We start from the raw sequence: 26509 nt of genomic DNA, 5'->3' as shown, positions 1-26509 counted from the left end.
ATGAAAATTTGTTAAGAAGCGGGCAAGATGCCCGCACTCCTCGAATTCTTTGATATGACTGGAGTGGGAGCATCTTGCTCCCTGGATTTTTAATTAGGGTATTTCCGCTTCGCGGACATGAATAAGCGAACTTGATATCACGCAAGCTTCGCTAACACAGAGACTAGCGAGATTATGAGATTGCTTCACTCCACTGCGTTCCGTTCGCAATGACTTACTATAAAAGCAATAAAGGTAGAATTGCAAAACTTTCAAACATTTACCGACAAAAATAGGTTTAAATCACCCGGTCATTGCCCCCATCAACAGGGACTTGAGCAGCAGTGGTTTTGGCAAAGAGGGGGCCGCACATTTCAACAGCAAGTTCGGCTACAGAATAGCTATCGACTTCCACTTTTAACACATTATTAGTTTTGTATTCTTCCACCGTTAACCCATAATGGGCAGCGCGAGAGCGGTAAGGTGAAACGGAATACGGAGAAATTTTCCCGCGATCGCGGTTTGGATGAGATTACCATTGAAGTCATGTACGCTGCCAAAGAAGCCGTGGGCACATAATATAGCAGTATTCGCTCCTAAGCGATAAATTTTAATCCCCCTAAATCCCCTACTGAAACAGCAGGGGATTTTCATTTTCGTCTTCAATGTACTTTTTTCACAGGCAGCTCAATAATAAACTCTGTACCTTCATTCAGGGTAGAATCGCAATATAAAGCTCCTTGATGAGTTTCGGTGATAATTTGATAACTAATTGTCAGACCTAAACCTGTACCTTGACCAACGGGTTTCGTGGTAAAAAAGGGATCGAAGAGTTTAGATTGTACTTTCTCTGGGATTCCTGGGCCATTATCGGCAATGCGAATTCTGACCGTATTAGAGTCCTTTAACTCTGTAGTTAGGTGAATGGTATCAATCCGGTCTGGGTCTGAAGACTCATCTAAAGCATCCATCGCATTGGTAAGCAGGTTCATAAATACCTGATTAAGCAGCCCTGGGTAACAGTCCACTAAAGGAATTTCACCATAGTTTTTGATGAGTTGAATTTCCGATTGATCCACACTGCGCTTAAAGCGATTTTCTAAAATCATCAAGGTACTCTCTAAACCTTCATGAATATCCACTTCTTTACAGTCTGATTCATCGAGACGGGAAAAATTACGCAGAGATATAACAATTTCACGAATACGATTGGCTCCTACTTTCATCGATTGGAGGAGTTTAGGGAAGTCCTCTTGAATAAAATCGAGGTCGCTGTCTTCAATGAGTTCTTCAATTTCGTTTTGAGGTTGAGGATAATATTGCTGATAAAGACTAATAATCTTGAATAAGCTATGGGTGTAGTTTTCAGTATGAGTTAAATTACCATGAATGAAATTCACAGGATTATTGATTTCATGGGCAACTCCCGCCACCAATTGTCCTAAACTGGACATTTTTTCAGTTTGCACCAGTTGAGTTTGCATACTTTGTAAATCTTTTAAGGTTTGGGATAATTCAGCCGTCCTTTCTTGAACTTGACTTTCTAAGACTTCATTGTACCGCCGGAGTTGCTGCTCTGCGGCCTTTTGTTCGCTAATGGTTGAGGACAAAATCAGAATAGTGAGACTCACTACACCCACAAAAGATTGCAACAACAGCATAGAGTCTAGATCTGTTTCTTTCGCAAATGCCCCAATTCCTTGGGCAGTCGTTAAGATAGAAATTAACGATAACACCACAACCAATAAGGTAGCACCTCGCTTTCCAAAGCGAAAGGCTGCCCAAACCATAGGCAGCAAAAACATATATTCTACGGAATAACTTAGCACGAAGGTTTCCCAAGAGATAAAGGCGATAAATGCAATCAGCAGCATGAGTTCCCTTAACTGTTGTGGGTTGGTTTTGAGACCGCGAAATCCTCGTTCCCAGGTGAGTATAAAGGGGGCAAAGACCAAAAATCCGACAGTATCTGCCGTCCACCAGGTTCGCCAAACTCCAGCATAGTCTACTGTAGAAATTACTTCTTGAAAATAGAGAATAGAGGTTCCCCAAGTGGCGTTAAAAATGGGGGCAAAACTGACTGCGATCGCAAAAAACAAAGTGGCTTTAACCGAATTGAGAATTTTGCGATCGCCACTCCACCATAAAATCAAAATCGCAGCAATTAACGCCTCTATCGTTTCTCCTGTGCCGATGGGAAGCCCTAAAGACCAGCTTTCATAGAGGTTACTGTCTAGCCACCAATAGCCGATCAGCATTCCGGGTAAAATGCGAAATTGACTCAAGAGTAATGCTGCTAAAGAAATGCCTGAGAGGGGCCAAACAGGAGTTACATCATTGAAACTGGCAAACTGAAAGGCAAACGTGCCGATAATGTGCAAGATGACAATCATTAGCCCATTCCATAGAAGCATTCTGCCCTCGCATACCCCAGCACACCATGCCTCAAATTTCTGTCGAGGTAAAATATTGAATGTTGGAAATTGAAACCTAAGCATCACTAAATTGTTGTGTAACTATCCAAAGAGTAAAAGCAAGAGTTTACCCTTATATACTCCTCTATATTGAGTATCTTCTTTTTCATGCTTCCCAGTTTACCCCATCTCCCCTGAATTGTTACAGCGCTTCACACTGTAGTGGGGGAATGGGTGTATACAGTACGAAACACTATAACAGAGTACAGTATTATTGATGTGAGTCATTGCGAATGGAGCGAAGCAGAATGAAGCAATCGCCAAGATTCGAGGATTGTGCGTTTCCGCTTCGCGGACATGAAAGCGACGCTTGCGCGGAGCGCGAATACTTCCCTGCGGTCGCAATCACAACTCAAATCTATGAATCAACGGGTTAACGAAGAGGACACAACGATTGCTCAGGAGAGTCTTTGGTCTTAAATTACCCGGTCATTGCCCCCATCAACGGGGACTTGAGCAGCAGTGGTTTTGGCAAAGAGGGGGCCGCACATTTCAACAGCAAGTTCGGCTACAGAATAGCTATCGACTTCCACTTTTAACACATTATTAGTTTTGTATTCTTCCACCGTTAACCCATAATGGGCGGCGCGGGAATTGAGGACTTCTTCTGTCCATAAACCGGTGTCAAATACGGCATTGGGATGAAGGGTGTTGAGGCGAATGTTATCTTTGCCCCATTCTAGGGCAGCAACGCGCATCAGTTGATTTAGGGCAGCTTTAGAGGCAGAATAGGCGGCTGCTCCGGGGCCGGGGGCGGGGACATTTTTGGAGCCGATGACGACGACTCGACCGCCTTGGGGGGCGAGTTTGAGCAGGGGATGAGCTTGGCGCAATAGGGCGAGGTTGGCATCTAAATTGACGGACATGACTTTGCGCCATTCGCTACTACTGAGGTCGGCAATGGGACAACCACCGGGAAAAATACCGGCGTTGAGGATGAGCATATCTAGACCGCCAAACTGTTGCACGGCTTGTTCTAGGGCGGCATTGAGGGCGGTTTCGTTGGTGACATCGCCGGTGATGCCACAGAAGTCGGCACGGTGATAGAGGTCTTCAATTTTAGGATCAATATCTAAGCCAATAACGGCTGCTCCTCGCTTTAGGAGGGAGTCTACGCAGGCTTTGCCAATGCCGGAGGCTGCACCGGTAACGAGGGCTATTTCGCCGGTGAAGATAGGAGGTTTGCCGCCTTTGCGGAGTTTGGCTTGTTCTAAGTCCCAGTATTCGACGGCGAAGATGTCTTTGGCAGAGAGTGCCTGATAGCCGCCGAGTTGGGTGCTGGCGCTGATGATGTCGATGGTATGGTCGTAAATGTCGGCGACGATGTGGGCTTGTTTGACGGTTTTGCCGACGGTACACATGCCGAGTTCTGGGTCAAGAATGACTCTGGGAATGGGGTCGAGGATGGTTAGATCTGGGGTGGCGTGGGTGCGGAAGTAGGCTTGATAGGCTTCGACATAGCTTTGAATGTCTCGGCCAACTAGGGGGAGGCGTTTGGTGCGGATGACGTGATCTGGGGTGGCGGGGCCTTGTTGGGAGATGTGCTGAATGTCATCTCGTTGGGCGAAGTTGAGGGTTTTGGGGGTGCGGTGGGTGCTGAGAATGATGGGGAATTGGGCGGTGGTGGAGAGGGTATGGCGCAGTTGGGCGAGGGTTTGACTGAGGGGAGGGGGTTCAGGGGTCGGATGTTTGGGGATGGAAACCATTGCGCCTTGTTTTTGTAGGTAGGTTTCGGCTTGACTGACTAGCTCGATCATCCGTTCGTAGGATTCTTGGGCGGTGGCTGCGAAGGAAAAGATACCATGATTCATGAGTACCATGCCGAGGGTCTGTTCTCCGGCTTCTAGGGCGAATTGACTGGCGCAGACTCTGGCGAGGTCAAATCCGGGCATGACGTAGGGGATGATGATGAGGCGATCGCCATAAATCTCTTCGATCCGTTCTCTACCATTGGCTGTATTTGTAACCGTAACGATCGCATCAGCATGAGTATGATCCACATATTTGTAGGGCAAAATAGCGTGTAAAATCGTCTCTACAGATGGAGAAGGGGCACTAGCACGGGTCATCTGGGTTTTTAGTTCATTGACCATTTGCGGATCGGATAATTTCTCTAGCTGTGCTAATTTGAGCAAGTGGGGAATCCGTACCGGGGCAAATCCTTCGGCTTCGATGGTGGCTAAATCCCATCCACTCCCTTTGACGTAGAGGATATCTTCTTCTTCTCCGAAGAGGTTCTTTTCTTTGACTTTGACGGAGGTATTGCCCCCTCCATGGAGTACCAATGAGGTGTCTTTTCCTAATAGGCGCGAGGTATAAACTCTTTGTTCTAAATTAGTTTTATATTGAGCGGCTTCGCTCGCATTCCACAAGTTTTTAAGCATAATTATAAGAGTTAAAAATTAACAATGGGTTGATGGGTGATTCGTCAATTCCGTCATTTCTACTTTAATTGAATCTACTTAGAGTAAGCGGATATGAGCTGGTCTTTTCTATTTTACCTCCTGGTTGCCTCAAACGGTCTGCTCCTGAGCGCCTCACCAAGAGGGTCTATGATGGCCAAAACCCTCTTGATTTGAGGGAAGTCTCACCTGATTTACTCTCCTTCCCCCTAGCCCACAAGCCCGATTCGACAGGGTTCCGCAGAAACCCCTACAAGACGAGATACCAAGGGAGAGGGACTTGTACTCCCCATCTCCTCATTTCCCCATCCCCATCCCCTAGAGGGGATAACGGGGGCCAAACTGCTCGGCACAGCGTACAAACAGCTCTACCCCCATCTGTAAGACAATCTCGTCAAAGTCAAAGCGGGGATGGTGATGGGGGTAGGCGAGATCTCGTTCTGGGTTGGCTGAACCGAGGAAGAAGTAGCATCCAGGAACTTCTTGTAGGAAGAAGGAGACATCTTCGGCGGCTAGGGTTTGATAGTCGGGTAGGAGTTGATCGGAGGTTTCGACGACTTCTTGGGCAATGGAATATACAAAGTCGGAGATTCGGCGATCGTTGATTACGGCGGGATATTGTCGCCAATAGTTGAGATCGTAGGTGGCTCCATGGATCTGACAGATTCCGGCTATGGTTTGCTCGATGCGATCTTGGAGATAGCCTTGTAGTTGGCGATCGTAATAGCGAACGGTTCCACTGAGTTTGGCGCTATCGGCAATCACGTTATGGCGGGTTCCGGCATGGAGTTCGCCCACGGTAACCACAGCCGATTTTAAGGGATCGATATTGCGGGAGACAATGGTTTGTAGTCCATTGACGATTTGAGCGCTGACGATGATTGAATCTATGGTTTGATGGGGCATGGCTCCATGTCCCCCTTTGCCCATAATCAGGAGTTTGAAGGATTCGACGGCGGCCATAAAGGGGCCGCTGCGGACGGCGACTTTACCCATGGGTAGGGAGTTCCATAGATGTAGACCGATGAGGGCATCTACATCGGGATTTTTCAGCACCCCGGCTTCGATCATGGGTTTAGCGCCCCCTGGCCCTTCTTCTGCGGGCTGGAAAATGAGTTTTATGGTTCCGGAAAAGTTTTGCCGGTGTTGGGCTAAATAGCGGGCGGTTCCTAGGGCGATCGCCGTGTGACCGTCATGGCCGCAGGCGTGCATTTTGCCTTGATGGTGCGATCGATAAGGGACTTGATTGAGTTCGTCGATGGGTAAGGCATCCATATCAGCGCGAATGGCTAAAACGGGGCCGGGAGTTTGGCCGCTAATGGTGGCGACAATACCGGTTCCGGCGATCGCCCTCTGATGCTCAATTCCCCATTGAGTCAAGAGTTGGGATACCAATGCTGAGGTTAAATGCTCCTCGAAACCGAGTTCGGGAGATTGATGAATTTGTCTTCGCCATTTAACCAGTTCCGGCTGTAGGGCACGGATTTCGAGTCTAACGGACTCAAGATTGACAGAGGGAGGAACAAGGGTGGATGAAATCATAATTAGAGATTCCCTAGAAAGAAAAAACGTAGGAATTACAGTGATATTGGGAACATACCTGTCAAGAATAACCACTTATTTAAGGGGGAATGGGTTAGATGGACTAACTGCACAAACCATTCCTAAACAATTATCCAGAGCAGGATTAAGTAGGGAAAAAAATCCCTAATCTTAGTATAACTGGCCAGGAGAGCCTGTTCCCAATTCTTGTAGAAAACAGGATATATCTGTTACACGGATGTTTTTTAAGGACAGTTTTGATATAATGGGGTGATAGAAAAACTCTAATTCGTCTTTTCTGAAGCAATTGTTAACCCCATATGACTCCCTGTTGAGGTGAAACAAATGGAAAACTTAAGCGTAAATTCAACCCTTAGCAATTGCACCAGCTAAAAATTGTTTTAATACGGCAAAAACTTTTAATTTCTTATGAATCATGAAGATTAGGTTAATGTTAACGCCATTTACACTCAGATCATCTGGGTTTCAAATCAGTATTTGATCGCCTGAGATGCTGTCCCCTTGTAATGATTAAGGATTTGAAGTTGTGATTGCTATTTCCCCTCGTCCAGTGCGCCGACAATGGAATACCATTAGCTTCGCGTCTACTTTATACCTGTGTCCCGTTCTCGATCTACTCCTCACTCACATCCCTTCCCATGTGCCTCCTGACTGGCAAGAACAGGTTAGACTCGGACTACAAGAAGCTCTGGTGAATGCAGCTAAACATGGTAATAATCTCGATCCGGGTAAGCAGGTTTACGTGCGGTTTTCGGTATCGGAAGACCATCATTGGTGGGTGATTTCCGATCAAGGCTGTCAAAGTACGGATCAAAACAGAAATGAGTGTTCCTGTATCCCCATTGACTCGGCCAGTCTTCCTGAACATGAGTCTGAATGTGGACGGGGATTGTTTATTCTGCACCAAATTTTCGATCAAGTGCAGTGGTCTCCGGAAGACCGGGAACTGCGACTGTGCAAAAGTTGGCGATAATTGAGAATTAGTGACGATCGGGACAAGGGGGAGCGCTGATAGAGAGATCGAGCCAACCGGTGGCTTGTTGCAGTCTAGGAAGCGCTTCTTCTTTTTGGTTGTTTAAGAGGAAAATGAGGGCAGCGATCGCCTGTTCTTGGGCCCTGGCTGTACGATTAGACTTGAGTTTATGCCAATCGGCTGAGGAAATGGCTAACCGTTGAGCTAATGCTTGGGCGATTTCTAGGGTGCTGAGATCTGAGAGGCGATCGGCGATCGGGGTGTCTACAGTGGAAAGATTCGACATAGAAGGAGATAATCTTGATAAAATACCGTTGTTCTTGATTGTAACCGAAAGGCTAAAAACTTGAATAATCCCTGATATGCCGTCCTCTTATCCCCATTTGCCCATTCCTCCATGACCGATCGCTCCCCTTCCTCCCCAACCGATCCCCAACCTGACTGGGAAGAGAGTTTGATGGACTTAGAAGAGAGTCTATCGAGTCTCAAACAACGGTATACCCAAGTTAAGGAAGGACAGCAGCAAAAACAGGATCTTCAGGAACGCTTAGGACAACTGCAAGGGGAACTTAAACAGATTAAGCAACAACTGGCGGTACTGGAAGTAGAGTTAGAGAGCCGGTTGCTCTCTTGGTTAACGGTTAAAGAACCTTTTTGGCAAGCGGTGCGGTTTGGGGGATTGGGTTTTGCGATCGGTTGGGGTTTACATTGGTGGTTACGACGATAAATGACGATCTATACCCTTGAGCAACTGCAAACCCAAATTGCAGAAAATTCCCAGAATTGGCGGCCGTTAGTGCTAACGAATGGTTGCTTTGATTTGCTGCATATTGGTCATTTGCGCTATTTACAGCAGGCGAAATCTTTAGGGCGATCGCTGATTGTGGGCATTAATAGCGATCGCTCTGTTCGCAATCTTAAACCCAATCGCCCCATTGTACCGGAAGCTCAACGAGCAGAACTGGTCATGGGCTTAAAACCCGTCGATGGAGTGGTTATTTTTGACTCAATAACCGCCATTCCCCTGATTGAAACTCTCCAACCCGATATTTATGCCAAAGGAGGGGACTATACCCCGGAAACCTTACCCGAAATGCCAGCCGTTAGAGCTTGCGGTTGTCGTTTGGAACTGATTCAGATGGAAGTGGCGACCTCTACCAGTGGTATAATTAACAAGATTTTGGGCGATCGCCTTCGATAAACAAGGGAAATCTTTCAGTCTTTTTTAGGGAACGATTTCATCTTCAGATACTTAGCTATTGTTTTGGGTAGAGCATAAGCCTTACTCAGAAATAGACTCCAGAAATAAGGGTATTGAGGAAAATACTTGATCAGCAAAAAATCTGAGACAACATGAAAACGAGCGGCCTTAAGTGCAGGGTCTGAAGAAATAAAACGAATTTGCTCGTCGCCAGAAAGCCAATGTCCAATGATTTTATCCGGTGCAAATAGAGTCGCCTGGACAAACAAACCGGATAAACGATCGAACCCCGATCTCGGTATCCATGTCAAAATACCTAATAACTCTGTCGCTTTTGAAAGTTCAGGCATGGCCTTCTGCACAGACTCAGTTTTCCAGATGATGTTATTAAAATTTTCAAAATGAAGTCCCGTTTTTTGAAACGGGAAGATTAAATAAGAAAGCTTAAATGAAGCGGTCAGAGGTGCGATCGGGACTTCTAATAACCCTTCAAACTTTCCTCGATCATAGCTTTGACAAACGGGCAAATGTTCAAGATCTGGAATAGGTTTCCACTCTGACTCTATCTATTCTTTTTCTTGGGAATCAATAACTGCTTTTTTTAACCGTAAAATAACACTTTCTGGGAATCTAGAGAAGTAAGTAGAAATTATCTTGATGATATGGGGATGAGCATAATCATCATCATCTAGAGCTAATAAATAAGTGCCACGAGCATTAAGCAAACCCACAAAACGCTGCATCATTTCTCCTTTATAGGGACTGATCAACGTTCTCACCCTAGGATCATTAATCTCGCTAGGCATAACTCCTGGTGGATAAATCAGGATAAATTCAATATCACCTTCAATCCTTACAAGCTGTTCCAACCAATAGGGCGAAAACTTTCCCAGAGTTGGTGTGATAATAGATAACAAGGGCTTTACATTCATAAAAATTTACATTACCTAACGAATTTTCTGGTTTTGTATGTCTTTGTGACTCAGTGCTTAACTTTTCCCATCGATCAAGAATTGAGTGTCAGTCTTTCCTGGATTTTTAACACCTTAAATCACTTTATGATATACGATCGCCTGCATCCACATCAAACCAATGCATCATTTCGCCAACTCCAAGCTGAGGCGATCGCTAACCCAGCCCATAAGTAATAATTTAAACCATTACATTTTAAGGTCTGACCAGAAATCCTGTTAGAGGATATCAATCTTGAATTGACAGTAGAGACATAAGTTTGATAGAATTAGCACCTAAAGTTGGTTAGAAAGGAGAATGTTAGCATCCTGAATAGAAAACGCCCAAACAGACCGATAGCCCTTAATTGCGATAACACTTCACTTAGGTAAATTTCTGTTCTCTGCTATACAAAACACTGGGTTAGCCATCGTCAATATAGAAACCACCAGATTTTCAACCATTAAAATACACTATGATGACTGGGTTAGAATCACTGAAATCAATGTTGCAAGTCCATCCATCTCTAGAATCCTTGCTTTCCATCTCCATTTTTAATCTTGAAGAATGGGGGGGGTTCTTTAGCAACTGGCTTGTCGATTTAGCTTTCGCTTTCGTGGCTTATATAGCCATTTTTGTTGTACTGAACTGGTTCTTTCGGAGGTTTGATAATCAGGTTGCCATTTTAACTCTGAGCGTCGCCAAGATTCCGATCATTGTTGTTTTTGCAATAGTGAGCTTGAAAAATGCCTTAGCCAATTTTGAAGGCTGGGAATTGCTTGGACTCATTCAGAAGATATTAACCGGGCTGCTAATATTAGCCATCAGTTATCTCATCGCTCAACTATTTACAGAAGTTCTAGCCTACTACCTCAAAAAGTATGCTGAAAAAAGTGAAGCCACCTGGGATGATGTCTTAGTTCCTCTGTTAGAAAATACTCTACCGGTAATCATTTATCTATTGGGTATTTTCTTTTTCTTGCAAGCTGTGGGAATTGACCTAACTGGTCTTGCTGTTCTATTCGGTGCTGTGAGCTTTGGTATCAGTTATAGTCTTAAGGATATCTTACAGAACTTTTTCAGTAGTTTAGTCTTACTGGTAGATACTCCTTTCCAATACGGAGATGTAATTCAACTCGGTACAGGTGAGCTGGCTGTCATTAAAAATATTGGTATTCGATTAACTAAGTTATATTTAATCGATACCAACTGCGAAAAATTTATTCCCAATGGTAAGTTACAAAATGACGAAATCACTAACCTGAGTCGTCCAACTCATAACTATTACTACACGATTAGCGTGCCATTTCGAGGGGATATCGATCCCATTCAATCGATTAAGATTATTGAGGAAGTGATTATTAGTCATCCGGATACCTTGGGTGATATTAGTAAGAAGCTAGAAGCCATCGATGTCTTCTATCGACCTAAAGATAAATTAATTGAATTAAAGGATGGACAAATCTCTAAACTCGAAGGGGGGCGGTTGCGCCTAGAAACTGAGTTAAAACTCAACCAAACCATAGATAGAATCAACCAATTAATCACTGATTTGTGTGAAAAAATTCAGGTGTTGGAAAAGAATGGATTAGATGTGGCTGAAGCCAGAAAGATTCAAGGATATTACCTAGACATTGTGAGATTAACTGGGTTAGAAATGGTCACAGATCGCCAAGGTCGTCGAAAATCCCTATTGCTACAGGAACCAGCAAAAATAGATGAAAACACCATGATTCCTCTGCTAAGAGCCTGGTATAAAATCTGGTCAAAAGATCCGGATCTAACCTTTGAAGACGCAGAAATTTTGGAGGAAGAATGGGAACGGCGGATAACTTTCTTGCAACTGAGAATGAATAATCTCCTGAAAAAAATCAGTAATGCGGGTAAGGGTGGAGTCAACGAAACCAAGCTAGATGACTACCTGGACAATTTTGCTGCTTGGCTGAAAGAAAATTTCAAAAATACCAATACTTTGTGGCAAGAGCCAAAAATTTGGGTTAGCAACCTGAATTTAGGAGGGGGCGGTAGCACTGGCAATGAGCTGATGGTGAAGTTTTTTGTTGACAACATTAAGCTTGAGCAATGCCAGCGCGGTTATCGTGTGAGGAGCGAAGTTCAAGGGGAGATTATGAGGAGACTCAGACAATCTTATCTGTACAGGTAAGGTGTTGATTTTGCCTCACCTTCTACAAGTACACCTTGCCCACCCTCAGCGCTGTAGGTAAAGATTACAGGAGCTAGTCTAAGCGATCGCCTGCATCCACATCAAACCAGTGCATGGCCTTTTGGGGTAGTCTGAGCCGAATCTGCTCTGTAGAGAAGGGTTGATCGGCTGGAAGGAGCGATCGCACCGTTTTATCCGATCCGGCAACACGCACACTCAGCAACCGCTCTTTCCCCAAGTCTTCCACCAAATATACCACGCCTTCCACCGCGTCCTTGCTCTCCTCTGGAGCGATCTGAATATCCTCCGGACGGATACCCAAAACCATTGCCCTAGGAACCCTGGACAAAGAAGGCAACGGTAGGGCAAAATGACCCAAAACAGCTTGATTTTGCTCGCAAGTCAACGTTAATAAATTCATTTGCGGACTCCCCACAAACCCGGCCACAAACTGATTCGCGGGTTGACGATAAATCTGTTCTGGAGTCCCCAACTGTTGCACAAATCCCTCATAGAGTACAGCAATTTTACTCGAAAGGGTCATGGCTTCCGTTTGGTCGTGGGTGACATAAACCACCGGTTTCTGTTGCGCTTCAAAGAGCTGCTTCAAATCTGCCCGTACCTGTTCCCGCAACAGGGCATCCAAATTACTCAAGGGTTCATCTAATAAGAATACATCCGGATTGCGTACCAGCGATCGCGCCAAGGCTACCCGTTGACGCTGACCTCCAGAAAGTTGCCCCGGTTTGCGATCGAGCAGATACTCCAATCCTAAACGCTTCGAGACACTTTGCACCCTAGTTTTAATCTCATTTTTATCCACTTTCCGCAACCGCAGAGCCGTAGAAATATTATCAAAAACCGTCATATGAGGATAGAGCGCATAACTCTGAAACACCATCGCCATATTCCGTTGACCCGGAGGTAATAAAGTAATATCTTCTCCCCCTAAAATCACCTGACCTTCCGTCGGTCGATCCAGTCCCGCAATCATCCGTAAGAGCGTTGATTTTCCGCAACCCGAAGGCCCCAACAGAGTTAAAAATTCCCCCTCTTCCACCTTCAGACTTACATCTTTAACCGGAATACTCTTACTCGTAAATTGCTTGCGTAAATTTTTTAAGATCAGTTTAGCCATTGAACTTTATTGTTTCTCTTTAGTCTATGATAGGCTAAAATCAAAAAGCAATCCTATCAACAGAAACGAATCGCAAACCGATGCTAATCGAATACCATCCTAAAGATTGCTTACCCTCAGCGAAAGACTTACCTGACTCTGATGATACTCCTGTGGATATTACCCTTTCACTGCACCTGCGGTAATGCCTTGCACAATGCGGCGCTGGAAAATTAGCACCAAAATGACTAGGGGAACCGTTCCGGCAAGGGTTGCCGCAGCCATGGGGCCGTAGGGCACTTCAAACACGGAAGTTCCTCCCAGTTGGGCAACTGCAACCGGGATAGTATACAGACTTTCATTGGTAATAAAGGTGAGGGCAAAAATGAACTCATTCCAAGCAAAAATAAAGGTTAAAATTCCCGTGGTGACTAAAGCGGGTACGGTCATCGGTAGAATGATATTCAGCAACATGCCCAAGGTAGTGTAACCATCAATTTTGGCTGAATCTTCTAAGTCTTTGGGCAGTTGTTGAAAGAAGCTTCTCAGAACTAGAATATTTAGGGGTAAGTTGATCGCTGTATAGGGAACAATCAGCGCCAGATAATTATTGCCCAGTCCCAAGGCTTTCACCATTTCTAAGAGTCCGAGAAACAGCAGCACATAGGGAAATAGGCTAATTACTAAAATAAAGGCCAGGATGATTTTTTCTCCCGGTATGTTTAAGCGGGTGAGACTATAGGCGGCAGGCGCTCCGATGCCTAAACAGAGGAGAGTGGAGAGGATGGAAACTAGGGCGCTATTGAAGCCATAGCGGAGGAAGCCTAAGCCTAAACTTTGATAGTGTTTTAGGGTGAGTTGATCGGGGCTGGGTAGATAAATATTAGGAATGGCAGAAATGGCTTCATTGGTCTTGATGGAGGTCAGGATTTGCCATAAAATTGGGGTAAGAAAAAATAAAGTTGTACCTAAAATACCGATCCATAATAGGAATTGCATCGAGTTTAATTTAGGCTTCATTTCAGATTTCATAGATTACTTTCCTCCGCTATTCAGTAAATTTTGATACAGTAGTTTTCGCGCTTTATGTGGGACATCTTGATCCCCCTTTCATGTCCGCTTGCGGAAAATCCCCCTTAAAAAGGGGGACTTTCCTATTCCCCCCTCTTTTTAAGGGGGGCAAGGGGGGATCTTTTACTACTGTCCACCGATACAGCACTTTGCGCTGTATCAAGTCCGGTTTCCGCAAGCGGACATGAAAATGGGAAAAGAGAAGCGGGCAAGATGCCCGCTAGAATCCCTTGATCTTACTGGAGTGGGAGCGTCTTGCTCCCTAGATTTTCAATGCAACCTTACCCTAGGGTCAAAGTCCTTGCTACTGCCATGGACAGATTTTTTTTCTTAAGCTCGGCTCTACTCTCTAAATTAAAACCCCTACAAGATAAGCTTAAAAAGGGAGATGAATTTTCCTTCGGACATGAAAGGGAGAGGGCATTGTTACCCATTTTTGAATCAACAAGACAAATCAGCGTGGGGACGTTGATTTTTTTGTGCAATAGCTTCTAGAGCGGCCTTTCCTAAAGGGCCTTTAGACCAAAACTCGACCCGTCTTTGTTCACCCTGGTAGCTCAGATCTAAGATCAACACCTCTGGGGGAGAATAGGGGAGTTTTTCAGCCCACTCAATAGCCACAATACCGGGAGACACTTCTACCCCTTCCCAATACAATTCTGGATTGAGGCTAGGCACTTGGGCAGGTGTGAGGCGATAGAGATCCAAATGGTAGAGGGGCACTCTGCCATCAGCATATTCATTAATCAGGGTAAATGTGGGACTATCAATGATATCCTCGATACCTAGTCCCTTACCCAGTCCCTGAATTAACGTCGTTTTACCCGTACCCAAATCCCCATTGAGGAGAACTACACTACCAGGGGCGAGAATTTGACCGAGTTGAATCCCCAAGTCCTTGGTCGCTTGTGCATTGGGGAGGTCAAGAGAAAGATGCATAGTTTGAAGATAATTGAGAGAATGGATTTAACGGCGACGCTGTTGCAGTTGTCGATAGACGGCTTTTAAAGGCACACCATGATAGGAAAGAGCCACTAAGGTGTGATAAAACAAATCGGCCACTTCTGAAGCAATAGATTCTGGATTATCATCCTTGCAGGCCATGACGACTTCTGCTGTTTCCTCACCCACTTTCTTTAAAATTTTGTTATCTCCATCGGCCAGCAATTTACAGGTATAGGATTCTGGCGTAGGATGGTCGCGGCGATCGCAAATCACCTCATACACTTGAGAGAGCATATCCGCAGGAGGCGCTGCAATCGTTCCTTCCACCTGATGAAAACAACTGCGCTCTCCAGTGTGGCAAGCAATATCGCCAATTTGCTCGACTCCAATGAGCAGAGCATCGCTATCACAATCATAGCGGAGCGATCGCACCTTCTGGAGATGGCCAGAGGTTTCCCCCTTATGCCACAACTGAGAACGGGAACGACTCCAAAACCAGGTTTCCCCCGTCTCTAGGGTTTTTTGTAACGATTCTTGATTCATCCAAGCCATCATCAGCACCGTACCATCGAGAGCATCTTGAATAATGGCAGGAACCAAACCGCGATCGTTATATTGAATGCGATCGACCGGAATCGCCTGGGACGGAAAAGACTCAACAGACATAAAAATTAATCAATTACCCCAACAAACAACAGATCGCTTGCAGTAGCTCGAAAACCTTGTAAGCATCCTTACCCAATCTTACCCCTTCTCTAACAGAGCCAGTAACGAAGGGCCTAAATTTTAGTGTAATCTAACCCTTATTGCCAAAAAACAACCTGAGCGTTAAACCCCAAATAATCAGTATTTTCACCAAGGAGATAACCTTGACTGCAACCACACTAAACACCACAAAATCCCAAGAAATCTTTACCGCCGCCCAAAATCTCATGCCGGGTGGGGTAAGCTCTCCCGTGCGGGCCTTTAAATCGGTTGGCGGCCAACCCATTGTTTTTGACCGGGTAAATGGAGCTTATATCTGGGATGTCGATGGCAACCAATATATCGATTATGTCGGCACATGGGGCCCTGCCATTTGCGGCCATGCCCATCCCGATGTCATTAAAGCGCTACATGAAGCCCTCGACAAAGGAACCAGCTTTGGCGCTCCCTGTGCCCAAGAAAACGTCCTCGCGGAAATGGTGATTAATGCCGTTCCCAGCATTGAAATGGTTCGGTTTGTCAACTCTGGAACCGAAGCCTGTATGTCCGTCCTGCGCCTCATGCGAGCCTTCACCGGACGGGAAAAAATTATTAAATTTGAAGGCTGCTACCATGGCCATGCCGATATGTTCCTGGTGAAAGCTGGTTCTGGGGTCGCTACCCTCGGCTTACCCGACTCTCCAGGGGTTCCCAAATCCACCACTGCCAATACCCTCACCGCCCCCTACAATGACCTAGAAGCAGTCAAAGCCCTCTTCAATGAGAATCCTGACCAAATTGCCGGAGTTATTCTAGAACCGGTTGTTGGCAACTCTGGGTTCATTACCCCTGATGCTGGATTTTTAGAAGGCTTACGCCTACTCACCCAAGAATATGGCGCTTTATTGGTTTTTGATGAAGTGATGACCGGATTTCGGATTGCCTACGGTGGAGCGCAAGAGAAATTTGGCGTGACTCCCGATTTAACCACCTTGGGTAAAGTGATTGGTGGCGGATTACCCGTGGGAGCCTATGGCGGTCGTAAGGATATTATGTCCATGGTGGCTCCGGCTGGCCCCATGTATCAAGCGGGAACTCTATCAGGAAATCCTTTGGCGATGACGGCTGGGATTAAAACTCTGGAAATCTTGAATAAGGATGGCCAGTATGAGCGTTTAGAGAAGATGACCAAAAAACTGATTGATGGCTTGCTGGCAATTGCTAAAGAAACGGGCCATGAGGCTTGTGGCGGCTCCATTAGTGCCATGTTTGGCTTGTTCTTTACGGCTGGCCCGGTGCATAATTTCACTGATGCGAAACAGTCGGATACGGCTAAGTTTGGCCGCTTCCATCGGGGCATGTTGGAGCAGGGAATCTATTTAGCGCCTTCTCAGTTTGAGGCTGGATTTACATCTTTGGCTCATACTGAAGAAGATATTGACAAGACTCTAGAGGCGGCTCGGAAAGTGATGAGTTCTCTTTAGGGGTTGCCCCAAGATTTTGTCAGTTAATTAGGTTGTAAGGTGGGCATTGCCCACCCTACTGGACCGGCAAGCTTAAAAATAGGGGTAAACCATGTGCTATAAATACAACTAACTTGGATTACAGCGATCGCGTTGGCCACAGTTTTAAGCTTGCCGGTCTACTACTCCCGTGACCGCGCTAAAAATGAGGCAATAGAGGAGTGCGAGCATCTTGCTCGCTAGGGCAACAGCGAGCAAGATGTTGGTCTTTTCCGCTTCGCGGACATGAACGGACACCCTACGCTAACGCATTCCTAAAGCACCCAATTAGCACGGTCACGACACTACTAGCTTGTATAGAGTTCATTAGAATTCCAGTGTCCTTACGCTTTTTTTCTGTCCTCGGTAATACCCCTCGACTGCTGCGCTTAGTGTGGTCTGCGAGTCCTCGGTGGCTGTTATTGTCTTTGCTGACTACCCTGAGTGCTTCTGTATTACCGGCTGTGCAACTTTATATTGGTAAGCTAATTATCGATCGCATCATCGATACCATTGGACAGCCGAGTTCCGAGTGGTCTCCCATCTTTATACTGGTCTTCACAGTCTTTGGCCTCCATCTGTTGAGTGATAGTCTGAAGTCATTATCGAGCTATACGGATCAGATTTTAGGCGATCGCTTTAATCTCTATGCCAGTCAACTCCTGCTCAAACAAGCAGTTTATCTCGATTTAGCCCATTACGAACTCCCCGAATTTTACGATCTCTTAAGCCGGGCCCAACAAAGCGGTAGCACCTATCCAGTTCGCGCCCTGACCTACTTCACCAGCTTTCTGGGCCAAACCCTGAAACTCTTGACTCTCTTGGGCCTGATCATCAGTTTTAGTCCCCTGGCTACGATCATCTTAATGCTAAGTTCCTTTCCCGCATTTATGATTAGTGTGCAATTTTCCGGGAAGCGGTTTAAGATTCTCCGCAAACAAACCCAAAGTGGGCGCTTTGCTGATTATTTACAGCGCATTTTAACCCATCAAGATTTTGTTAAAGAAATTCGTTTGTTTAACTTAAGCAATCACTTGTTAGAGAAATGGCGACAGATTCGCTGGGAATTTAATATGGAGGCGGAAGAAATGTCCCGTCAACAAGTTTTTGCTCTGATTAGCTCTAATCTGATCTCGAAACTGGGATTTTATTTTACCTATGTTTGGATTATTGCGGCTACCCTGAGCGCTGAAATTACAATTGGGTCTTTAACGATGTATTCGGGGGCATTTCGTCAATCTCAATCCTCGATTCAAGGACTGTTAGAAGAAATAGCTAAATTATATGAAGTCAATCTTTATGTGAGTCAGTTTTTTGATTTCTTAGCCCTGAAACCTTATGTCAAAAATCCCCCAAATCCCCAGGCTTTTCCCTGTCCTCTGCACCAAGGATTAGAGTTTAAGAATGTCAGCTTCACCTACTTAGGAGCCAGCAAACCGACGTTAAAGAATATTAATTTGTCGATTGCCCCAGAGGAAAGTATTGCGTTGGTGGGAAGAAATGGAGCAGGGAAAACGACTTTACTCAAGTTATTGACTCGGTTTTATGATGTCACGTCTGGAGAAATTCTGATTGATAATATTCCCATTAATCAATTGGATCTCAAGGATCTTCGGCAGAATATTGGGGTGATTTTTCAAGATTTTGCCCGTTATCATTTGAGTATCAGTGATAATATTGGTTTTGGCAATATTGACGAATATGATAATCAGGAACGGATTCGCAAGGCGGGGGTGGATGCGGGGGCTGATAGTGTGATTGAAGTATTAGAAGATGGCTATGAAACCCTGTTAGGAAAAATCTTTCCAGGGGGGCGGGAATTGTCGGGGGGACAATGGCAAAAAGTGGGGTTGGCGCGGGCGTTTATGACTCCTGCCCAGATTCTGATTTTGGATGAACCGACGGCTGCTTTAGATGCGATCGCCGAATATGACCTTTTTCAGCGTTTCCGCAAACTGGCCGCCGGTAAAATTACATTCCTAGTCAGTCACCGATTTTCTACGGTACGGATGGCCGATCGCATCATCGTTCTGGACAATGGCTCGATCCAAGAAATGGGGAGCCATGAGCAATTGATGGACTTGAATGGGATTTACGCCCAGATGTTTCGCCTACAATCGTCAAGTTATGAGGATTTGAGCTGAATTCTCTCTGATGTTCTGCGAAGTCAGGTTAAGATAGACAGATGCAATGACGAGCAACTATGGAAGGCGAAGGTTAACCTGATGAGGAAATCCCTATTTCAGGGGTCAGGAAGTTGGTTGTTTTTCCTCACCCTGATTGCTGTATTAATGGCCTGGAACTGGCGACTGGTGTTGGCAACCGGTTTAGGGATTACGATGATGGTGGTTCTATATCGGATGCAGTCCTGGAATTGGGAACGACAATGGGCCCAAATGCGACGCTGGATGACTGGGCCGAATCGTCAGTTGGCGATCGCCGTTATGGGCGGTGGTGGTATAACTTTAGTCACCTATATGGCGATCGCGGTGTGGATAGAGGCGGAAAATGGCTGGATCGCTGCCAGTGATATCCTGGAAGGGTTGGGGATTTTGGCGATTTTAGGGTTTTTAGTGGGGCGATCGCTCTTTTCCCAGTCCCAGAAACAAGAACTGGAGTTGGATCGGGTATTGATGGATTTAACACACCCAGAACCCCTACTACGCTTGTTGGCCGTGCGTCGGGTAAATCGCTTGCTCTATACTCGCTATGGACAACAGGAGTCAGGCATAATTTTTAATGCTCTACGGTTGATGCTCAGTCGGGAACAAGAACCGATGGTGAGGGATGCTCTTTTGGATAGTCTGAAGGGGATGCAAGCTTCTTTATCTATGGATTCTACTCCTCGTCGTCCCCTGTCGATTCCTCTCAATCTAGAGTCTAAATCTTCACCAACACAACCGACCTTAAAATATCCCCAATCTCCCCAACTGCGTCGTCGTCAGTCTTTGTAAGATGAACTGGTTAGAACTTGATAACAATTGGGTATTAGTACCCCCCAGACCGATCGCCATTGTTCATTTTTTGGGCGGTGCGTTTATTGGTGCAGCTCCCCATGTGACCTATCGTTGGCTGTTGGAGGCGATCGCCAATCAAGGTTACATTATCATCACCACCCCCTTTATCAACACCTTCGATCATTATCAGATTGCGCGATCGGTCTTAGAGCAATTGAATCACACTTTAGCCGAACTAGAACGGTTAGGAAAACTGCGGCGGCGCTATTTACCCCTTTATGGTTTAGGCCATAGTATGGGCTGTAAACTGCATCTAATGATCGGCAGTTTACCCAAAATTAATCGAGCCGGAAATATTCTGATTGCCTATAATAATTACCCTGTTAATCAATCCATTCCTCTAGGTCAAGAACTCAATCTTTCCAGCATGTTGCAACTGGAATTTACTCCCTCTCCAGAAGAAATGGAAAATTTGATCCAAACAGATTATCAAATTCGCCGCAATCTATTAATTCGCTTTCAGAAAGACGATATCGATCAAAGTTCGCGGTTAATTGAAATTTTGCAAGCCAAGTTTGCCAATATGGTCACGTTGCAAAGGCTACCGGGTAATCATTTAACGCCCCTTGGACAGGATATCAATTGGCAAGCAGGACGGGAATTTAGTCCCTTAGATGCCATGGGTCAATGGGTGAAACAGGAGTTTATTTATAAGGATATTACCCGGTTAAAAGCTGAGATTTTGCGATGGTTGAACCCTGGGTTCTAAGAAACCGGGTTTCTTAAAGAAACCCGGTTTCTCGCTCAGAATCGGAAACACCCTAATTAAAAATTTAGGGAAAAAATCTAGGGAGCGAGACGCTCCCACTCCTTGATATTAAAGCTTTCAGGAGTGCGAGCATCTTGCTCGCTGCTTATACTGCAACCACTCCTTGATATTAAAGCTTTCAGGAGTGCGAGCATCTTGCTCGCTGCTTATAATGCAACGCCCATCTTCTGCTCATCTCCCAGACAATATTGCTATTCCTTAGCTTAACATCGTCTGATTCTGGTATGAGCATGAAGGAGGTTAACCACAAAGATAGAGAGAACACAAAGATCGTTTGCATCTAAAATTGTTAATTGTTAATTTTTAATGGATTATGGGGTTGATTATTGCGGGCGATCGCTCCGGAGTGGGGAAAACGACGATTACTTTGGCGCTCTTGGCGAGTTTGCGAGACCAAGGGGTATCGGTACAATCGTTTAAGGTGGGGCCGGATTATATCGATCCCATGTTTCATAGCACTATCACGGGTCGCCCCTGCCGCAATTTAGACCCGGTTTTAACCTCTCCAGGATGGGTGCAAAGCAGTTATTTTTATCATGGGCAAAGGGCGGATTGTGCGGTGGTGGAAGGGGTGATGGGGTTGTTTGATGGTTTGCCTTATAATAGCTACCCGGATGATCCTTTTTTCGGCTCTACGGCTCATGTGGCGAAACTGCTCAATTTGCCGGTGATGCTGGTTTTAGATTGTGGCCGTATGTCGAATTCGGTGGCGGCGATCGCCCATGGCTTCAAAACCTTTGACCCCAGCCTTAACTTAGCCGGAATTGTCCTCAATCGGGTGGGGAGCGATCGCCATCAACAATACCTGGAAGCGGCCCTAGAACCCCTCAATCTGCCCATTTTAGGCATTTTTCCCCGTCAAACTGAAATTACGATTCCAGACCGCCATCTAGGGCTAATTCCCACGGCTGAACTACCCCAGTTGAACGAGATTTTAGACCGATTAGCCCACTTAGGAAAACATCATTTCAATTGGGAAAAGTTGCAGCAATTTCTCAAAGTCCCCCTTTCCAAGGGGGATTTAGGGGGATCGAACGCGCCTGATAAAAATACAGCACAAAGTCAAGCCTCAAATCCATCTACCCCAACCCTATTCCCTATTCCCTATTCCCTATTCCCTAGCGCGGAGCGCGATAAGCCTAAAGTCCGATTGGCGATCGCCCAAGATCCAGCTTTTAGCTTCTACTATGCCGATAACTTAGATATCTTGCAAAACCTAGGGGTAGAACTCGTTTCCTGGAGTCCCCTAAAGGATCGCACCCTTCCCCCAGCTATCGATGGACTCTACTTTGGGGGCGGATTTCCGGAAGTATTCGCCGAGCAACTCACAGACAATCAAAGCGCACGCCAAGCCATCTACCAAGCCATCTTAGCCGGAATGCCTACCTATGCCGAATGTGGGGGTTTAATGGTTTTGTGCCAAAGTCTGACTACTTTTGAGGGTAAAACCTGGGAAATGGTAGGTATTTTACCTTCTGATGTCACCATGGAGAAAAAGCTCACCCTCGGTTATCGACAAGCCACCGTCCTCAATGATAGTCCCGTGGTAGAAGCGGGTACAACCATTGAAGGGCATGAGTTTCATCGCTCCCAACTGACTCCCCCTTTCCCAACGGGAGAGCAAGACGCTCTTCCCTTATTTCAATTAAAAGGATACGATCGCCATACGCTTGCAGTCAGCGAAGGATGGCAAACTTATAATCTTCATGCATCCTATCTCCATTTACACTGGGGCGATCGCCCAGACATTCCTCAGCGTTTTGTAGAGAAAATGGTGGCATTTCGGGAAAAGTTGAGGTAAATATGAGCAAAATCTATGATTGGATCGTCATTGGTGCAGGCATTGCCGGGAGCGCTTTGGCTTATGAACTGAGTCAGCTAGGTTGTCAGGTGCTGCTATTGGATCAAAGTGCGGATGGCGATCGCGCAACTCGCTATAGTTATGGCGGAGTGTTCTGGTATGGCACTTCGGGAGACATCGGGCAATTGTTCCACGAAGGAAAAGCCAGACACGAGCAATTATCCGATGAGTTAGGCATGGATACGGAGTTTCGATCCGTAGATCTGCTCCTTACCATTGATCCAGGGCAGGATGTGGAACGAACGATCGCCGCTTATGAGCAGATGAGCGATCCCTTTCAGATTTTAACGCCCCAAGAAGCCTGTGAAATCGAACCTCTGCTGAATCCAGAGGCGATCGTTCATGCTTTAACCTTAGAGCAGAGCCAGGTTAACCCCATTCTCCTCAATCAAGCCTATCAACAGGCCCTAATTCGTCAAGGGGGAGTGATGAAAATGGGTGAAGTTCAGGAGTTAGAAAACCATAGCGATCATTCCTATACTGTCAGCACTTCTGAAGACTCCTATCGAGGGCAAAATGTGGTCGTTTGTGCCGGGGGATGGACTCGCCAACTGCTCAAACAAGCGGGAATTGATCTGCCTATTTATTTTACCCATGCCGAATTGGTGGAAATTCTCAACCCTCATCAACGGTTATCTACACTTGTCATGCCTTCCCAAACTCAACTCTATCAGCTCGAAACTGATGCAAGTCGTCCCGAACTGGAACCCCTTTGGGATGAACCGGGACATGAGTTAGCCCCTGCCATTGTTGATACCAGTGCGGTACAGTTCCAAGATGGTAGACTCTTATTGGGGCAACTGAGCCGCACCGTAACCGATCCCCATGCTCAGATGAATCCACACAGGAGCGAGCAAGAAATTCGCCAAAAAGTGGGACAAGTCTTACCCGCTTTAGCCCAAGAAGAGGGAACTTGGCACTCTTGTTTAGTGGCATTTGTGCATCAGAATTTTGCCCTGATGGGAGCTGTCCCCAACCAAGAGGGATTATATGTTTTTTCTGGGTTTACTGCTCCCATTACCTTAGTTCCGGCGATCGCCCCCCGGTTTGCGCGTCAGTTAATCGGTACTCCCGATCCTCTCTTATCTGCATTTACCTTAAAACAGAGATAAATACTTGCTTGTCTGCTCTCAATGGATTATAAGCTAGTACAAGCCAAATGTGAGGAGTTGAACGGATGAATGGCCTTAAAAGTGCCTTAGAGATTTTGGAAGAAACGAGTCGGACGTTTTATATTCCGATTATCCGTCTTCCTCCTAATCTACAAGAAGCGGTGGCTTCGGCCTATTTATGTATGCGTGCCATTGATGAGATTGAAGATCATCCCACTTTAGAGAATGGCGTGAAAAGCCACATTTTGAGTCAAATGAGTTGGGGATTACAGTCTGGGGTTAATAATAGTACATTGGCACAAACTCGCTTAGATTGGGGGGTTTATGAGTCGGAGATTCCAGAGGTGAGTTTACGGTTATATGACTGGGCAACTTTAGCACCGGAAGATATTTCTCCCCGCATTTGGGATGCTACCGCAGCGATGGCGAATCGGATGGCGGCTTGGGCTGAGTGTAACTGGAATGTCCTGACAGAGCGGGATTTGGACTGTTATACCTTTAGTGTGGCTGGGGCTGTGGGCTTGATGCTTTCGGATCTGTGGGCATGGTATGATGGGACACAGACGAATCGGATGGAGGCGATCGCCTTTGGACGAGGGTTGCAAGCGGTGAATATTCTCCGCAATCATCACGAAGATCTTCAGCGCGGAGTCGATTTTTTTCCCCAAGATTGGACTTCTGTTCAGATGCAAGCCTATGCTCGTAGGAATTTAGAGTTAGCCAATCAGTATACGGAATCCTTGCCCCCTGGCCCAGCCCTAGAGTTTTGCAAGATTCCTTTAGCCTTAGCCCATGCTACCTTAGAGGTATTGCAAACAGGAGAAGAAAAGCTCTCTCGGACTGCCGTATTGACGTTGATTCAGCAGTTGACGAGTTATAACAATTAACAGCTTACCCCTCTTCTGTCACTCTTGGAAATTCTGACGTTTCATGTCCGCGATCGCGAAGCGATACGGAGCATTATCGCTCACTAAATAATCAGGGTTTGAAGCCCTTTTTTGGAAAGTGACAGAAGAGGACTAGATAGGGGAGATGGGAAAATGGGGATCTGCTCTTCCTTATTTCCTACTGAATTACTGATTCATTTCTAATGCCATAGGGGGGCGATATTGACCCCAGTTATAGATGGTCTCTAACTGAGCCGCCAAGGATAAGAGGGTGGCTTCTGCGCCGGGTCTGCCTATTAGTTGTATGCTCAGGGGTAAACCTCGATCGCCGAATCCAACCGGAAGGGCGATCGCCGGTTGTCCGGTAGCATTAAAGGGAGCGCAAGGGGCAATCCAGCGAGAGACCTTTGCAAACATTTGAGCGGGTTCTAAAGCGGCCCATTCTCCCACTTTAATCGGTGGATGCAGATACACCGGTAGCAGTAAGACATCATAGCTATCCCAAAAGGACACAATACGGCGGCTGATCATCTGGAGTGCCCGAACCGCTTGCAGATATTGTCCGGCATTCACTGTGCGAGAGGCTAACCATTGATTAATTGGCTCTAAGAGTTCCAAGGGTAGACCGGATGCAGCCACCCCAGACTGCCAAATGGTGGTAAAGGGTTCTTTGATATCCGCGACTACGGGACAAGCTTCTTCTAAGTGATGACCCAGATCCGCTAACACTTTGGCGGTATCAGTGACCGCTTGCTGATATTCTGGGGTAGCTTGACCGAAGTCAGAGAGGTTGGGACTAAAGGCGATCCGTAGGGAAGTGGGAGGTTGCTGATAACTTTGGCTGAAGGGAAGGAGAGGATCGGGCAACCAATAGGGGTCTCCGGTGACGTAACCAGCCATGGCATCGAGTAAGGTGGCGGTATCGGCAATGGTGCGAGCTAAAATACCATTTGTGGCTAACCCATGGAGGCTATCACCGAGGGGAGCGGAGGTAATTCTTCCTCGTGAGGGCTTTAAACCCACTACTCCACAACAGGCGGCTGGCCCCCGTACCGATCCGCCCCCATCCGATCCATGGGCAATGGGACATAAACCGGCAGCGAGGGCAGAGGAAGCGCCCCCACTGGAGCCTCCGGAGGTATGGTCTAGGTTCCAGGGGTTACGGGTGGGAGGGAAGCCAGGGGGTTCGGTGAAGGGCATGGAACCGACTTGGGAGGTGGCGGTTTTTCCGAGCAGAATAAATCCGGCTTGTCGGAGTTTGGTGACGATGCCATCATCTTCGGTGGCCATTTCGTTTTTTAGGGCGGGGACTCCAAAAGAACAGCGCACGTCTTGGACTCGTTTGAGGTCTTTGACGGGGATGGGAACGCCAAAGAAGGGGGGGAGATCGGTGGGATTTTTAGCGAGGGTTTCGGTTTTGACTTTGGCATCGGCGATCGCCTCTTCAGTCATCACGGTGAAGTAGCTACCGAGTTGGCTGTCATAGGTGGCGATGCGGTCTAGATAGAGTTCGACTAATTCTAGGGGAGAGATTTGTTTAGAGCGGATCAGTTGGGCTTGTTCTGTGGCTGGAGTAAAGGCGAGATCGGTTGAGTTCATGGGGCTAAGAGGGAGATGAGAAGATGTTTTATTATGGGAGATTCGAGCTATTGGTGTGGCGATCGCTTGGCCAGTTTGCTAATTGTCCTAATATCAAGTTCGCTTATTCATGTCCGCGAAGCGGAAATACCCTAATTAAAAATCCAGGGAGCAAGATTCTCCCACTCCAGTCATATCAAAGAATTCGAGGAGTGCGGGCATCTTGCCCGCTTCTTAACAAATTTTCATGTCCGCTTGC

The 26509-nt window shown here is 46.3% G+C and carries 24 protein-coding genes and 1 pseudogene; 13 read left to right on the top strand and 12 right to left on the bottom strand.

The window, feature by feature from the left end; all coding sequences use genetic code 11:
• Positions 1-277: 277 nt before the first annotated feature.
• Entirely contained in the window at positions 278-427 is a 150-nt protein-coding gene (locus PMG71_RS13235; protein WP_283754170.1) for a hypothetical protein, read from the bottom strand.
• Positions 428-456: 29 nt separating this feature from the next.
• Between PMG71_RS13235 and PMG71_RS13230 the strand changes: the two are divergent.
• Positions 457-558, top strand: a pseudogene (locus PMG71_RS13230) (hypothetical protein); the annotation flags it as partial.
• Positions 559-641: 83 nt separating this feature from the next.
• On the opposite strand, the gene PMG71_RS13225 reads toward PMG71_RS13230, so the two are convergent.
• The 3 genes from PMG71_RS13225 to PMG71_RS13215 form a co-directional block, all read right to left on the bottom strand.
• The gene (locus tag PMG71_RS13225) at positions 642-2372 is read right to left on the bottom strand and encodes an MASE1 domain-containing protein (protein WP_283754168.1); all 1731 of its coding nucleotides are present in this window, start codon (positions 2370-2372) and stop codon (positions 642-644) included.
• 497 nt (positions 2373-2869) lie between these two features.
• The gene (locus PMG71_RS13220) at positions 2870-4837 is read right to left on the bottom strand and encodes a bifunctional aldolase/short-chain dehydrogenase (protein ID WP_283754167.1); all 1968 of its coding nucleotides are present in this window, start codon (positions 4835-4837) and stop codon (positions 2870-2872) included.
• Between the two features lie 336 nt (positions 4838-5173).
• Positions 5174-6397 (bottom strand): M20 metallopeptidase family protein, encoded by a 1224-nt coding sequence (locus tag PMG71_RS13215; RefSeq protein ID WP_283754166.1) that lies wholly within the window; start codon positions 6395-6397, stop codon positions 5174-5176.
• 547 nt (positions 6398-6944) lie between these two features.
• On the opposite strand from PMG71_RS13215, the gene PMG71_RS13210 reads away from it, so the two are divergent.
• Positions 6945-7391: an ATP-binding protein gene (locus PMG71_RS13210; RefSeq protein WP_283754165.1), complete on the top strand. Its 447-nt coding sequence runs from the start codon at positions 6945-6947 to the stop codon at positions 7389-7391.
• 7 nt (positions 7392-7398) lie between these two features.
• Here PMG71_RS13210 and PMG71_RS13205 read toward each other — a convergent pair whose 3' ends face one another.
• Positions 7399-7677 (bottom strand): DUF6439 family protein, encoded by a 279-nt coding sequence (locus tag PMG71_RS13205; RefSeq protein ID WP_283754164.1) that lies wholly within the window; start codon positions 7675-7677, stop codon positions 7399-7401.
• Between the two features lie 111 nt (positions 7678-7788).
• Between PMG71_RS13205 and PMG71_RS13200 the strand changes: the two genes are divergently transcribed.
• Positions 7789-8118 (top strand): sll0565 family protein, encoded by a 330-nt coding sequence (locus tag PMG71_RS13200; protein WP_283754163.1) that lies wholly within the window; start codon positions 7789-7791, stop codon positions 8116-8118.
• Positions 8119-8592, top strand: coding sequence for an adenylyltransferase/cytidyltransferase family protein (locus PMG71_RS13195; RefSeq protein ID WP_283754162.1), 474 nt, complete (start codon positions 8119-8121; stop codon positions 8590-8592).
• Positions 8593-8606: 14 nt separating this feature from the next.
• On the opposite strand, the gene PMG71_RS13190 is transcribed toward PMG71_RS13195, so the two are convergent.
• Positions 8607-9119 carry a hypothetical protein gene (locus PMG71_RS13190; protein ID WP_283754161.1) on the bottom strand — a complete coding sequence of 171 codons (513 nt, stop codon included), beginning with the start codon at positions 9117-9119 and terminating at the stop codon, positions 8607-8609.
• Between the two features lie 39 nt (positions 9120-9158).
• Entirely contained in the window at positions 9159-9524 is a 366-nt protein-coding gene (locus PMG71_RS13185) for a glycosyltransferase family A protein (protein ID WP_283754160.1), read from the bottom strand.
• 45 nt (positions 9525-9569) lie between these two features.
• On the opposite strand from PMG71_RS13185, the gene PMG71_RS13180 reads away from it, so the two are divergent.
• Entirely contained in the window at positions 9570-9740 is a 171-nt protein-coding gene (locus tag PMG71_RS13180) for a hypothetical protein (protein WP_283754159.1), read from the top strand.
• 536 nt (positions 9741-10276) lie between these two features.
• Positions 10277-11707, top strand: a complete 1431-nt coding sequence (locus PMG71_RS13175; RefSeq protein WP_283754158.1) for a mechanosensitive ion channel family protein — start codon at positions 10277-10279, stop codon at positions 11705-11707.
• Between the two features lie 73 nt (positions 11708-11780).
• Here the strand turns inward: PMG71_RS13175 and PMG71_RS13170 are convergent, their stop codons facing one another.
• From PMG71_RS13170 to hisIE, 4 genes are all read right to left on the bottom strand, one after another.
• Positions 11781-12845 carry an ABC transporter ATP-binding protein gene (locus PMG71_RS13170; RefSeq protein WP_283754157.1) on the bottom strand — a complete coding sequence of 355 codons (1065 nt, stop codon included), beginning with the start codon at positions 12843-12845 and terminating at the stop codon, positions 11781-11783.
• A gap of 159 nt (positions 12846-13004) precedes the next feature.
• Positions 13005-13823, bottom strand: coding sequence for a carbohydrate ABC transporter permease (locus PMG71_RS13165; protein WP_430541011.1), 819 nt, complete (start codon positions 13821-13823; stop codon positions 13005-13007).
• Between the two features lie 513 nt (positions 13824-14336).
• A complete protein-coding gene (gene tsaE / locus PMG71_RS13160; protein ID WP_283754155.1) occupies positions 14337-14834 on the bottom strand; it encodes a tRNA (adenosine(37)-N6)-threonylcarbamoyltransferase complex ATPase subunit type 1 TsaE in 498 nt (165 codons plus the stop codon).
• Positions 14835-14861: 27 nt separating this feature from the next.
• A complete protein-coding gene (hisIE, locus tag PMG71_RS13155) occupies positions 14862-15506 on the bottom strand; it encodes a bifunctional phosphoribosyl-AMP cyclohydrolase/phosphoribosyl-ATP diphosphatase HisIE (RefSeq protein ID WP_283754154.1) in 645 nt (214 codons plus the stop codon).
• Between the two features lie 203 nt (positions 15507-15709).
• On the opposite strand from hisIE, the gene hemL reads away from it, so the two are divergent.
• From hemL to PMG71_RS13120, 7 genes are all read left to right on the top strand, one after another.
• Positions 15710-17008, top strand: a complete 1299-nt coding sequence (gene hemL, locus PMG71_RS13150) for a glutamate-1-semialdehyde 2,1-aminomutase (protein WP_283754153.1) — start codon at positions 15710-15712, stop codon at positions 17006-17008.
• A gap of 356 nt (positions 17009-17364) precedes the next feature.
• A complete protein-coding gene (locus tag PMG71_RS13145) occupies positions 17365-19170 on the top strand; it encodes an ABC transporter ATP-binding protein (RefSeq protein WP_283754152.1) in 1806 nt (601 codons plus the stop codon).
• Between the two features lie 81 nt (positions 19171-19251).
• Positions 19252-19980 (top strand): hypothetical protein, encoded by a 729-nt coding sequence (locus tag PMG71_RS13140; protein ID WP_283754151.1) that lies wholly within the window; start codon positions 19252-19254, stop codon positions 19978-19980.
• Position 19981: 1 nt separating this feature from the next.
• Positions 19982-20752, top strand: coding sequence for a DUF1350 family protein (locus tag PMG71_RS13135; protein ID WP_283754150.1), 771 nt, complete (start codon positions 19982-19984; stop codon positions 20750-20752).
• Positions 20753-21125: 373 nt separating this feature from the next.
• Positions 21126-22613, top strand: coding sequence for a cobyrinic acid a,c-diamide synthase CobB (locus tag PMG71_RS13130; RefSeq protein WP_283754149.1), 1488 nt, complete (start codon positions 21126-21128; stop codon positions 22611-22613).
• Positions 22614-22615: 2 nt separating this feature from the next.
• On the top strand, positions 22616-23785 hold the full coding sequence (locus tag PMG71_RS13125; RefSeq protein WP_283754148.1) for an NAD(P)/FAD-dependent oxidoreductase: 1170 nt from the start codon (positions 22616-22618) through the stop codon (positions 23783-23785).
• Between the two features lie 65 nt (positions 23786-23850).
• Positions 23851-24672, top strand: coding sequence for a squalene/phytoene synthase family protein (locus PMG71_RS13120; protein WP_283754147.1), 822 nt, complete (start codon positions 23851-23853; stop codon positions 24670-24672).
• Between the two features lie 186 nt (positions 24673-24858).
• Here PMG71_RS13120 and PMG71_RS13115 read toward each other — a convergent pair whose 3' ends face one another.
• Entirely contained in the window at positions 24859-26271 is a 1413-nt protein-coding gene (locus PMG71_RS13115; protein WP_283754146.1) for an amidase, read from the bottom strand.
• Positions 26272-26509: the final 238 nt, after the last annotated feature.

The sequence above is a fragment of the Roseofilum acuticapitatum BLCC-M154 genome, assembly GCF_030068475.1.
GTDB classification, from domain to species: Bacteria; Cyanobacteriota; Cyanobacteriia; order Cyanobacteriales; family Desertifilaceae; genus Roseofilum; species Roseofilum acuticapitatum.
This window is presented reverse-complemented; position numbering and strand designations above follow the sequence as displayed.